The 11,431-nt window shown below is 43.5% G+C and carries 11 protein-coding genes; 8 read left to right on the top strand and 3 right to left on the bottom strand.

Features of this window, described 5'->3' with window-relative positions; translation table 11 throughout:
• The 5 genes from BLQ81_RS13835 (at position 1) to BLQ81_RS13855 (ending at position 4,514) form a co-directional block, all read left to right on the top strand.
• Positions 1-552: an NUDIX hydrolase gene (locus BLQ81_RS13835; protein WP_092731109.1), complete on the top strand. Its 552-nt coding sequence runs from the start codon at positions 1-3 to the stop codon at positions 550-552.
• The gene (locus BLQ81_RS13840; protein WP_092731007.1) at positions 552-995 is read left to right on the top strand and encodes an acyl-CoA thioesterase; all 444 of its coding nucleotides are present in this window, start codon (positions 552-554) and stop codon (positions 993-995) included. The genes BLQ81_RS13835 and BLQ81_RS13840 overlap by 1 nt, the downstream gene beginning before the upstream one ends.
• Positions 996-1,353: 358 nt before the next feature.
• A complete protein-coding gene (locus BLQ81_RS13845) occupies positions 1,354-2,058 on the top strand; it encodes a tetratricopeptide repeat protein (protein ID WP_092731009.1) in 705 nt (234 codons plus the stop codon).
• Positions 2,059-3,021, top strand: coding sequence for an L-threonylcarbamoyladenylate synthase (locus BLQ81_RS13850; RefSeq protein ID WP_092731011.1), 963 nt, complete (start codon positions 2,059-2,061; stop codon positions 3,019-3,021).
• Positions 3,022-3,314: 293 nt separating this feature from the next.
• Complete coding sequence (locus tag BLQ81_RS13855; RefSeq protein WP_092731013.1) at positions 3,315-4,514, top strand: phosphoglycerate kinase; 1,200 nt, start codon at positions 3,315-3,317, stop codon at positions 4,512-4,514.
• A gap of 148 nt (positions 4,515-4,662) precedes the next feature.
• Here BLQ81_RS13855 and BLQ81_RS13860 read toward each other — a convergent pair whose 3' ends face one another.
• Positions 4,663-5,511, bottom strand: a complete 849-nt coding sequence (locus tag BLQ81_RS13860; RefSeq protein WP_092731015.1) for an endonuclease/exonuclease/phosphatase family protein — start codon at positions 5,509-5,511, stop codon at positions 4,663-4,665.
• Between the two features lie 152 nt (positions 5,512-5,663).
• Here BLQ81_RS13860 and BLQ81_RS13865 point away from each other — a divergent pair, with 152 nt between their 5' ends.
• Positions 5,664-6,557, top strand: coding sequence for a flavin reductase family protein (locus BLQ81_RS13865; RefSeq protein ID WP_092731017.1), 894 nt, complete (start codon positions 5,664-5,666; stop codon positions 6,555-6,557).
• A 472-nt stretch (positions 6,558-7,029) separates the two neighbouring features.
• Here the strand turns inward: BLQ81_RS13865 and sppA are convergent, their stop codons facing one another.
• On the bottom strand, positions 7,030-8,796 hold the full coding sequence (gene sppA / locus BLQ81_RS13870; RefSeq protein ID WP_092731019.1) for a signal peptide peptidase SppA: 1,767 nt from the start codon (positions 8,794-8,796) through the stop codon (positions 7,030-7,032).
• A gap of 68 nt (positions 8,797-8,864) precedes the next feature.
• On the opposite strand from sppA, the gene folK reads away from it, so the two are divergent.
• A complete protein-coding gene (gene folK / locus BLQ81_RS13875) occupies positions 8,865-9,350 on the top strand; it encodes a 2-amino-4-hydroxy-6-hydroxymethyldihydropteridine diphosphokinase (RefSeq protein ID WP_092731021.1) in 486 nt (161 codons plus the stop codon).
• A gap of 53 nt (positions 9,351-9,403) precedes the next feature.
• On the opposite strand, the gene fabD is transcribed toward folK, so the two are convergent.
• Entirely contained in the window at positions 9,404-10,279 is an 876-nt protein-coding gene (fabD, locus tag BLQ81_RS13880; protein WP_092731023.1) for an ACP S-malonyltransferase, read from the bottom strand.
• 187 nt (positions 10,280-10,466) lie between these two features.
• Between fabD and BLQ81_RS13885 the strand changes: the two genes are divergently transcribed.
• Entirely contained in the window at positions 10,467-11,426 is a 960-nt protein-coding gene (locus BLQ81_RS13885; protein WP_092731025.1) for a sodium-dependent bicarbonate transport family permease, read from the top strand.
• Positions 11,427-11,431 lie beyond the last annotated feature (5 nt).

The raw sequence follows: 11,431 nt of genomic DNA on the forward strand, positions 1-11,431 counted from the left end.
ATGGATAGATTAGGATTAAGACAACAGCTTCAAAATTATCGGACACCCTATGAGGAAGAATCTGCTTTTATTGCGGATTTCTCGGAACTGACCCATGATCCGCTGGGCTACAAGCGGGAGCAATTGGAGGGGCACTTTACAGCTTCTGCGTGGATAGTGAACAAAAGCAGAACCCACACTTTACTTACCCTTCACCGTAAATTGGGTAGGTGGCTTCAGCTTGGCGGACATGCCGATGGAAATGAAAATCTGATCGAGGTTGCCCTGAAGGAGGCTGAAGAGGAGAGTGGTCTGACTTCGTTGGAACTTGTAGATTCTACAATTTTTGACTTAGACAAGCACATTATCCCCGAAAGACCTCATGTGAAGGAGCATTTTCATTTTGATGTGCGCTATCTCTTCGAAGCTGATATCAATGAACCCCTAATCATAAGTGACGAAAGTGTCTCTTTGGCGTGGATTACATTTGACTCAGTGGTGGACATGATCGGGTACAATCCGTCCATACTTCGGATGCTTGAAAAAACCAGTAAATCAGAAATTCTGCTTTGATGGAAGTGCTAGATCCGGCCAAACTCAAATCTCAATTTTCTTTTTCAACCCCGGTTCAGATCCGGTTTTCGGATATCGATGGCTATCTTCATGTAAACAATGGGATTTATTTCAGCTATTTTGAGCATGCCAGAGCAGTTTTTTTGTACACAGTGTGTGACTGGAATGTGATGACTATCGGGACGGTCGTGGGTAGAATCGAGATCGATTACATCCGTCCGATCCACTTGGAGAATAAGGTCGAAGCCCTGGTCAAGTGCACCCGAATCGGAAATTCATCTTTTGATCTGGAGCAATACCTGATAGGGACAGACAGCAAAGGCGAATCCCGGGTTTTTTCGAAATGCAAATGCGTCATGGTTTCCGTGGATATGAAAACGATGAAGCCGATTTCTGTCCCGGAAGAATACCGATTGAAGTTAGCTGTCTCTTCGCCTCAGTGAGTGCCTGCCTTCCGGTAGGCAGGTCTTCACTCACTGGTAAAGTTAGGTTCAATCACTGGAAATATACCGGTGTCCAAAAGGAAAAGCGCTTAAAGTTACCTTTCTCCTAAATCCATTTCCCCTATCTTTTTTGCCCCGGTGAGTGTCTCCACTCACCGGAAGGTTCAATCACTGGAAATATACCGGTGTCCAAAAGGAAAAGCGCTTGAAGTTACCTTTCTCCTAAATCCATTTCCCCAATCTTTTTGCCCCGGTGAGTGTCTCCACTCACCGGAAAGTTTATCATAAAAGGAATAGTACCTTAAGTAAATCTTCTCCTAAATCCATTTTCCCTATCTTTGCCGAAAATTTAGCCGTGATGAGATTATGGATTTTGGGCTTGCTTTGTGTTAGCCTTTTCGCCTGTAGCCCTAGTGAGGAAGAATTGCTGAAAGTAGGACTGGAAAAAATGGATACGCAAGCTTGGCCAGAGGCGGTGACTTATTTTGATCAGCTTTTGGAGAAAAATCCAGCCAATGCAACCGCCTTAAATGCAAAAGGTGTCGCACTTTTTCAGCAAGGGAAAATTCAGGAAGCGATTCCGGTTTTTGATTTGGCGATTCAGGCCGATTCCACTAGTTACAAAGCTTGGTTTAATCGCGGAAATGCCAAAATGGAGATGGAAAACTACAAAGCCGCTCTCGCAGATTTCAATATTGCCACGGCATTGGATGCAACGCAAACAGATATTTATTTCAATCGGGGTACAGCGCTCCTGAATATGGAAGAGTACGAAGATGCACTATTGGATTTTCAGACCGTACTTCAAAACAATCCAAACCAAGCAGAGGCTCAATTTAGAAAAGCGAAAGCCGAATTGGGAATGAACGATCCGATACATGGTTTGGAATCCCTTACCAATACCGTAAATCTCGACCCTAAAAATGCAGAAGCCTACTACCTCCTTGGTATTACTCGCATGAGTGCTTTGGGGCAGAAAAATGAAGGTTGTGCAGATTTGAAAATGGCACTTTCGCTGGGCTATGCCGAGGCACAGACTTGGATTACAGATTTTTGTGAATAAATGGCGGAAATCGGAAAAGATATTGAAAAGGCAAAACAACTTTTAGAGGAAAGAGACTTAGTTGCGATTCCTACTGAGACCGTCTATGGTTTGGCCGGAAATGCGCTGGATGCGGAAGCCGTGGCTTTGATTTTTGAAACCAAAAACCGCCCCTCATTTGATCCATTGATCCTGCATACTTCCTCGATTGAGCGCGTGGAGGATTTTGTGGAATCCTTTCCTGAAAAGCTTAAAATGCTGGCAGAAAATTTTTGGCCGGGACCATTGACTTTGCTTTTGCCGCGCAAACCGATTGTTCCCGATTTGGTGACTTCGGGTTTGGATCGGGTGGCTGTTCGGGTTCCGAAGCATCCCCTGACCTTGGCTTTGTTGGAATCCCTTGATTTCCCTTTGGCAGCACCGAGTGCCAATCCATTTGGATACATCAGCCCGACTGCGCCAGCTCATGTGGCCGCTCAGTTGGGTGAAAAGATTCCGTACATTCTCGACGGGGGTGCTTGTGAAGTGGGTTTGGAAAGCACGATTGTGGGATTGGAGGAAGATGAAATTGTGGTCTATCGATTGGGAGGATTGGAGGTTTCGGAAATCGAAAAGATTGTGGGTCCAGTCATAATAAAAGATCATAGCTCCAGTAATCCTCAGGCTCCCGGACTTCTGGAAAGTCACTATGCGCCTAGAAAACCTTTTATTTTAGGGGATCTGAGGCAATTGATAGCTGAAAATATAGAGGCAAAAAGCAATTTCGCCGTCCTGAGCTATTCTGATTATTTCCCCGGGATCTTACCAGGAAATCAGATTGCCTTAAGCCCAAATAAAAACCTTCACGAAGCAGCTAAAAATCTGTTTGCAGCCATGCGAAAGCTGGATGAAGGAAATTCAGCTGTGATTTTGGCGGAATTGATGCCTGAGGTTGGGCTTGGAAGGGCGATCAATGACCGGCTTAGAAGAGCGGCTGTCAAATAGTTAGCAGTTCCGAGTCACAGTCTCAATGATCAGTTCGCAATTGTCAGGTTGACACTTCGACTTCGCTCAGTGTGACAAAAGTCGAAGCCCAGTGAAGTTTGCTGTCTCAGTTTTCAATTAGCAATTTTTCAATTTTTGAATTTTTCAATATTTCAATCAAAACAATCGATTACGAAATCCAAATTCAAAGAATTCCCAAATTGATCCTTAGAAATGGCCGGATTTTGCCCGAAATTGGCTTAAATTCAGGCTCTTTTTAAGAGAAATCTTTCAAAACCCATTAAACAAATCCTATGAGTTCTACTGTAAAAAATGTCGATAGCCTGAGTTTTGCAGGTAAAAAAGCCCTTGTCCGAGTGGACTTCAATGTCCCTTTGAATGAAGATTTCACCGTTTCTGATGATACCAGAATTCAGGCAGCAGTGCCCAGTATCAAAAAAATTCTGAACGATGGAGGATCAGCCATTCTGATGTCTCACCTGGGTCGTCCCAAAGGAGGTCCTGAGGAAAAATATTCCTTAAAACACATCATTTCAGCTGTTGAAGCGGCATTGGGAACTCCGGTTCAGTTTTCATCTGATTGTATCGGAGCAGAGGCGGAAAGTAAAGCCGCAGCTTTGAAGGCAGGAGAAGTATTGTTGCTGGAAAATCTTCGATTCTACAAAGAGGAAGAAAAGGGTGATAAAGATTTTGCTGGGAAGTTGGCGAAACTGGGCGATGTCTATGTGAATGACGCCTTCGGAACTGCTCATAGAGCGCATGCTTCCACAGCGGTGATTGCGGAGTTTTTCAAAGAAAAAGTTGCCGGATACCTGATGGAATCGGAATTGACGAATGCGGATAAGGTTCTGGGCAATCCTGAGCGGCCTTACACTGCTATTATGGGCGGGGCCAAAATCGCCGATAAAATTCTGATCATCGAGCGATTGTTGGATGTGGTCGATAACCTGATCATCGGAGGCGGAATGTCCTATACTTTTGCAAAAGCACAGGGTGGATCAATCGGGAATTCCCTTTTGGAAGCTGATAAGATGGATTTTGTATTGGAGTTGATGGAAAAAGCAAAGGCTAAAGGAGTGAATCTGATTCTTCCTTTGGATACGGTGATTGCCGATGACTTTTCAAATACAGCCAATCAGGGTATGGCCAACAGCGGTGAAATTCCTGATGGATGGATGGGTTTGGATATCGGGCCAAAAACCCGTGAACTCTTCGGAAAAACAATTTTGGAGTCCAAAACTGTACTTTGGAACGGTCCAATGGGGGTTTTTGAGATGGAGTCTTTTGACAAAGGCACTAAAGCAATCGCAGAGTATGTGGCTGAAGCTACCCGAAATGGAGCTTTCTCGTTGATCGGTGGTGGTGATTCGGCTGCTGCGGTCAACAAGTTTGGCTACACCGATCAGGTTTCCTACGTTTCCACAGGCGGTGGCGCATTGCTTGAGCACATGGAAGGCAAAGTGCTTCCCGGAGTAGCTGCCTTGGCAGAGTGATTTGTCACCAATGGACCTGTCAGGTTTTTAAAACCTGACAGGTCTGGAATAAAAAAAGTCTCGCTTTCGGGCGGGACTTTTTTGTTTTAGGCTTATAAAACTTTTCCAAAGTTTTGAACTTTGGAAAAGTTTAAAATTCCGGGATAGTTTAAAAAACCACTTCGGCCAGCACCGGAAAGTGATCTGAAGGGTATTTTTTCCCATAATTGTCTGTCAGAATCCCATGCCTGATGACCTGTATTTTTCCCTGAATAAAGATATGATCGATGATCCCATCAGGCATTTTGTTCCAATCAAAGCTATTGAAAGTCCCTTTTGGACCATAAGCAGGGATTTTTGAAACCAATCGGGCATCTTTCCAGCTTGGATCTGAGGTGATAGTAGCATAAGCCGGATTCTCCGGTGTGACATTAAAATCTCCCATCAGGATGACAGGAAGATTTTTGGTGTTGATTTCTTTGACTTTGGCGACAAGAAGTTTGCTGCTTTCTTCGCGTGCCTGCTGACCGATATGATCGTAGTGGACATTGAAGACGTAGAATTTTTTACCTTTCTTATCTTTGAATCTGCCCCAGGTACAGATTCTGTTGAGGGCGGCATCCCAGCCTTTGCTTGGACTGTCAGGGGTGGGAGAAAGCCAAAAAGTACCCGAATCTTCCAGCTGATACTGTTTGGGATCATAGTGAATGGGGGAGAATTCTCCTTTTTCCTTCCCGTCATCCCGTCCGACTCCGATTGATAAGTAGCCCAATCCCTCATTGATTTGTTTCAATTGATGAACGAGTGTTTCCTGCGTCCCAAACAGGCTGATTTGGTGGAATTGGATCAGGCTTACCACATGAGGCAATCGGTCTTTCCAGAGATTTCCTTCATCTCCGGGATTATCCCAGCGAATATTGAATGTGGCGATCCGGTGACTTTGTGCCAGCAGATTTTCTGAAAAACCAAAAATCAGGGTGATTGTCAACAACAGGGTGGAAAATGTCTTTTGAAACATAAATCAGGAACTATTTCGTGGAAAATGGCTTAAACTGTTTAAAGTTGCATGGTAAATTGAATATATGAAATCGAGCGCATCGAAAATGTTACAATAGGATTGTTTTTTACCTTGCGAGATTCCATGTGACCAATAAAAACAATTAAAATCACATGAAAACCTTTTATCCCAAAGACCTGAGTACAGCCGAAGTCCAGAATTTACTTCAGGGTGCAGTGACACCCCGACCGATAGCTTTTGCAAGTACAGTGGACAAAGCTGGAAACGTGAATCTGAGTCCGTTTAGTTTTTTCAACATGTTCAGTGCCAATCCTCCGATTCTGATTTTTTCGCCCTCCCGAAGAGTGCGGGATAATTCTACCAAGCACACGCTCGAAAATGTCCTGGAAGTTCCCGAAGTGGTGATTCATATCGTCGGTTTCGATCGGGTAGAGCAGATGTCATTGGCCAGTACCGAATATCCAAAAGGGGTAAATGAATTTGAAAAAGCAGGACTTACTCCAGTCAAGTCAGATTTGATTGCGCCGCCACGGGTAAAAGAAGCGGCGGTTGCCCTGGAATGCAAAGTAAATGAAGTGAAGTCTTTGGGCATTGAAGGTGGTGCGGGAAATCTTGTTATCTGTGAGGTGGTAGCGATTCATATCAATGAATCTGTTTTGGATGAAAAAGGAGCCATCGATCCGTTCAGGTTAAGTCCTGTGGCAAGGTTGGGCGGAAGTTGGTATTCCAGAATCACTCCGGATTCGCTTTTTCAGATCCCCAAACCGCTTACAAATCTGGGAATTGGGGTAGATCAGATTCCAGGGGAGATCCGAAACAGTCCTATTTTGACCGGGAACAACTTGGGTAGACTGGGCAATGTGATGGAATTACCGACCGTAGATGAAGTCATTGAGTTTTCGAATTCAGAAGAAATCCGGGAAATGCGAATTCGGTTTAAAAATGATCCGGAGTCTTGGATTGACCACCTTCACCTTAGAGCAAAGGAGGAACTTGAAAGTGGAAATGTTTCTACTGCGTGGAAATACCTTCTGCAGAAGCAATAAAAAAACGCTCCAAGATTTTTGATTCTTGGAGCGTTCGATTTTTAGTCCGGATTTTTCATGTGTTTATAATTTGTTTTTTAGCTGTCACATGGAATGCCCTTTTATAATCATTCCCCTGTGTGATCCCGTACCTACGGGATCATGGGCATTTCATCTGTTTATAATTGATTTTTTATGGTCAGATGGAATCTCGCATGGTTGATAATCATCCCAGCGTTTGACTTTTTAGTCATGCCTGTCCGCCCCAAGCAAGCTCGATTTCAATAAATCAATCGGTTTTTACCAGGATATGCGGATATCCAAATTTGAATTATACTTAATATACATATACTGAACTTTGCCAGTAGTATTTGATCAGACTTAAAATTACCTGAAAAGACCAAATGTTAGGCTTCATCGGACATCGGACACCCGACATCCGGCCCAATGGAGTTATTAAATTTGCTTCCTGACAGTATTGTGTTTAATCAGATTACTTAATCACGATATCCTGGGGCATTCTCACCTGAATACCCTGATAGTTTTGAAGCTGTTTAACTTTCTCGATCAGGTGGAAATTTTCTCCCAACTGAGCCTGCAGAATTCTTGCCTGTACTTTATCACCAAAGGAGCTGAACAATTCCTCAACCCATGTTTTTTTCGCAGGGTAGTACACTACGCGATAATCGTCTCCTGCATCAATTTTTCCTGCAGCAATCTCAATGGCGGTATTCAATCCACCGAGTACGTCAACCAATCCTCTTTCCTTAGCCTGCGTACCGGTCCAAACACGCCCTGAAGCCACTTTTTTCACCGAATCAGGATGCATTCCGCGACCTTCCGCCACTCTTGAGATGAAGGTCTCATAGCCATCTTCGATACTTGACTGGATGATGGTTTTTTCGACTTCCATAAGTTCACGCGTAGGATTCATGAAATCAGACAGCTGACCTGTTTTAACGACATCCGTGGTCACCCCGAGCTTTTCATTCAGTAATCCTTTGACATTGAACCACAAGCCGAAAATCCCGATCGAGCCAGTGATGGTATTGGGCTGTGCCACAATGGTGTCGGCAGGAGCGGAGATGTAATATCCTCCTGAGGCTGCCACTTCGCCCATGGACACGATTAGGGGCTTTGCCTTTTTAGCCTCCGTCATCTCTCTCCAGATGACATCTGAAGCTACAATGGAGCCTCCTGGGGAATTCACCCGAAGGACAATGGCTTTGATATCATCATCTTTTCTGGCCTTTCGGATTTCCTTTGCAAACTTTTCAGAACTGATGACACCTTCCGCATTTCCCCCGACGATGTCGCCTTCGGCTATGATTACTGCTATGCGGTTTTTGGAAGTGATATTTTTGGATTTCACTACAGATCCGAGATCTGTGGCGTTTATTGTAGAAATGTCATCGTCTTTTTCCAATCCGAGTTTTTCACGCAACTTGGCATGTACTTGATCTTCATACGCCAAGGCAGTGGCCAACTTATAAGTCACCGCATCCTGGGGCTTTCGAATAAGCATTTCCTTGTTGATCTTTTGCAGACTGTCCAAGGCAATTCCACGGGATTCAGCAATTTGTGCAACCGCCAGATTATTCATATCGTCGAGAAAAAATTGTGTCTGAAGTCTGTTTTCTTCGCTCATTTTTGTCAAAATAAAAGGCTCCACGGCACTTTTAAATTCACCGACCCGGAATACTTCCGGCTTGATTCCCGCTTTTTCGAAGAGTCCTTTGAAAAATATTCCTTCGGTTGAAAAACCGTTGAAATCAATTGCTCCCAGCGGATTCAGGTAAATTTCGTCTGCAACGGAAGCCAAAAAATAACCCCCTTCGCTGTAGGCTTCGTCATAGGCGACGATGAATTTTCCGGATTCTTTGAAGTCGAGAAATGCTTCTCTGAGTTCCAATAAATTTGCCTGACCTGCCATAATAAGACCAACATTCAAGTATATTCCTTTGATACTTTCGTTGGTTTTAGCTTCAGAAATAGCCCTTTTTAAATTGATCAAACCGGCGCTCATATCGGGGCCAAAAGGATTTCCAAATGCACCCAAATCGAGCTTATCTTCAGCGGTTCTTTCTACGAGAGTCCTCCCATTCAAATTCAAATGAAGAATGGAATTTTCTTTTACAGTCACTTTTTGATCCGAAGAGGCTGCAATCATTCCGATGATTCCAAAGAAAATGAGTGTACTTAGGATGGTAAAAATGAAAAGGCCGACGATCACGGCCAGTACATTGCCTAGAAATTTCATACATGTATTATTTGAATTCGAAAATTGCCCATTTTAATTCACCTTTACAATTGTAAAAGTGACAAGCGATGCAAACTGAGGTTGTGTTAAGTTTAGGAGGAAACAAAGGTGATCGGGAAAAGTTGCTTTTTCGTGCCATTGAGGGATTAAATGATCATTTTCAATTGCTGAAAGTTTCCAAAATCTTCGAAACCTCAGCTTGGGGTGGAGTTGCCAAAGGGGATTTTTTGAATCAACTTGTCATCATTTCTACCGAATTCGAACCAGAGGATGTACTCGAAATCATTCGGGAGATTGAGACCAACCTGGGCCGCACTCGAGAAGAACCTTGGGGAGATAGAACCATGGACATTGATATCTTATATTATGGTGAGAAAGTTATTAATACTGGAAAGCTGGTAATCCCACATCCATTTATTGAAGATCGCAGGTTTGTATTGGTTCCTTTGGCTGAGGTGTTACCTAAGAAAGAACATCCGATTTCAGGAAAAAATACCTTGAGGATGCTCGAAGAATGTAATGATTTGAGCCAGGTGAAAATCTGGAAAAAATAGCATCCTTTTTTTATTCAAAAAAAATCCCGCCACTTAGGCGGGATTCACTGTTCTTAGATACTTGAAACCTCAGCTTCCGGATGGATTTTTTTCACCAACCCCTGAAGTACTTTTCCCGGACCACATTCTACAAACTGCGTTGCACCGTCTTTGACCATATTTTGCACCGACTGAGTCCACTTGACCGGGGCAGTAAGTTGCATGATCAGATTTTTCTTGATTTCATTCACATCGGATACTGCTGTGGTGCTTACATTTTGGTAAACCGGGCAGATCGGTGTAGTAAAGTGAGTTTCCTCGATGGCTTTCTGGAGTTTTTCACGGGCAGTTTCCATCAGAGGGGAGTGGAATGCACCTCCGACGGGCAGGGGTAGGGCCCGCTTGGCACCTGCTGCCTTCATTTTTTCACATGCGAGTTCAATTCCTTTGATAGAGCCCGAAATCACCAACTGCCCCGGACAATTGTAATTCGCCGGAACGACAATCTCATCCTTGAATTCCGAACAGATTTCTTCCACTTTTTCATCAGGCAGTCCGAGGATAGCCGCCATAGTTGATGGGTTGATTTCACAAGCTTCCTGCATCGCCAGAGCACGTTGATAAACCAGCTTTAATCCGTCTTCAAAGGCGAGGGTTCCATTGGCTACCAATGCAGAGAATTCACCCAATGAATGCCCTGCCACCATTTCCGGAGCAAAATCAGGAGTGGTCTTGGCAAGTATGACCGAGTGGAGAAAAATAGCCGGTTGCGTTACTTTGGTTTGCTTGAGCGTTTCATCTGTTCCTTCAAACATGATTTCTGTGATCCTAAACCCCAGAATCTCATTGGCTTTTTCAAAAAGGGATTTTGCATCAGGGTTTTCTTCATAAAGGGACTTCCCCATGCCTGGGAATTGGGCGCCTTGGCCCGGAAAAACAAATGCTTTCATTCGTTAATTTTTGGTTCGTGGCAAATATAAGTCTTTTCTACTTTTCACTTTTTCTGGAGTTACTCAGGGAGCTTCGAACCACAAAAATTATTTCAAGTTAATTTCAATTTCATTCATAAAAATAATTAATGGTTAACAGATAAAATATAAATAAAAATTATAAAAATCTACGTCGGACTTTTGCGGCATGGATTTTCAAATTCTGATTAACAATTTAACCAATCCCAGTTTGCTGTTTTTCATTCTTGGGATTCTTGCAGTCAAACTGAAAAGTGATCTGGAAATACCAGGTACCAGTGCAAAGTTTATTGCACTTTATTTGATGCTTTCGATTGGGTTTAAAGGAGGGCAAGAGCTTTCCCATAGTGATTTTAGTTCTGAGATAGTTTACGCATTGATCTTTGGCGTAATTCTGTCTGCAACAGTCCCATTTTATACCTTTTTTCTTCTCAATAAGCGATTGGGAGTGGCCAATGCCTCGGCTATTTCAGCCGCTTACGGTTCAATTTCTGCTGTGACTTTTGTCGCTGCGGTAGCATTTTTGGATATGCAAGGTGTGACTTTTGGAGGGCATATGGTGGCAGTGATGGCTTTGATGGAAGCTCCGGCAATTATTTCTGCGGTAATTTTGCTTCAAAAATATTCTGAACAGAAAGAAAAAGGGGGAATCCGAAAAATAGTTTTCCATGCGTTTACCAATGGTTCCGTGCTTCTGATCTTGGGGAGTTTAGGGATAGGATTTATAGCAGATGAAAAGCAAGCTGAAGGAATCAAACCCTTTGTGACAGATCTATTTAAAGGATTTTTGGCAGTTTTCCTCCTTGATATGGGGATCAACAGTGGCAGAAGGCTTAAGTCTTTTTTCAAATACGGTTATTTTTCTACGGTTTTCGCCATTTTGATTCCCCTAGTCAATGGCAGTATGGTTGCCTTCCTTACTCATTGGATAGCGCCTGAAGCGGGAGACCGGCTAATTTTTGCGATTTTAGCAGCTTCCGCATCTTATATCGCTGTGCCTGCAGCAATGAAATTGGCCAATCCCAAAGCGGACGAAGGGCTCTATGTACCTATGGCATTGGCCATCACTTTCCCTTTCAATCTGACTTTCGGCATGCCGATCTATTGGATGATTATCCAGTTATTTTGAGCTGA

The organism is Algoriphagus alkaliphilus (assembly GCF_900103735.1).
Classification (GTDB): domain Bacteria; phylum Bacteroidota; class Bacteroidia; order Cytophagales; family Cyclobacteriaceae; genus Algoriphagus; species Algoriphagus alkaliphilus.

Excerpts from the sequence above, each read along its gene's own strand:
- BLQ81_RS13835 (WP_092731109.1), top strand. The coding sequence starts at position 1 with ATGGATAGATTAGGATTAAGACAACAGCTTCAAAATTATCGGACACCC.
- BLQ81_RS13860 (WP_092731015.1), bottom strand. The coding sequence starts at position 5,511 with ATGTTTCAAAAGACATTTTCCACCCTGTTGTTGACAATCACCCTGATT.
- fabD (WP_092731023.1), bottom strand. The coding sequence starts at position 10,279 with ATGAAAGCATTTGTTTTTCCGGGCCAAGGCGCCCAATTCCCAGGCATG.
- BLQ81_RS13885 (WP_092731025.1), top strand. The coding sequence starts at position 10,467 with ATGGATTTTCAAATTCTGATTAACAATTTAACCAATCCCAGTTTGCTG.
- BLQ81_RS13850 (WP_092731011.1), top strand. The coding sequence starts at position 2,059 with ATGGCGGAAATCGGAAAAGATATTGAAAAGGCAAAACAACTTTTAGAG.
- folK (WP_092731021.1), top strand. The coding sequence starts at position 8,865 with ATGCAAACTGAGGTTGTGTTAAGTTTAGGAGGAAACAAAGGTGATCGG.
- sppA (WP_092731019.1), bottom strand. The coding sequence starts at position 8,796 with ATGAAATTTCTAGGCAATGTACTGGCCGTGATCGTCGGCCTTTTCATT.
- BLQ81_RS13865 (WP_092731017.1), top strand. The coding sequence starts at position 5,664 with ATGAAAACCTTTTATCCCAAAGACCTGAGTACAGCCGAAGTCCAGAAT.
- BLQ81_RS13855 (WP_092731013.1), top strand. The coding sequence starts at position 3,315 with ATGAGTTCTACTGTAAAAAATGTCGATAGCCTGAGTTTTGCAGGTAAA.
- BLQ81_RS13845 (WP_092731009.1), top strand. The coding sequence starts at position 1,354 with ATGAGATTATGGATTTTGGGCTTGCTTTGTGTTAGCCTTTTCGCCTGT.
- BLQ81_RS13840 (WP_092731007.1), top strand. The coding sequence starts at position 552 with ATGGAAGTGCTAGATCCGGCCAAACTCAAATCTCAATTTTCTTTTTCA.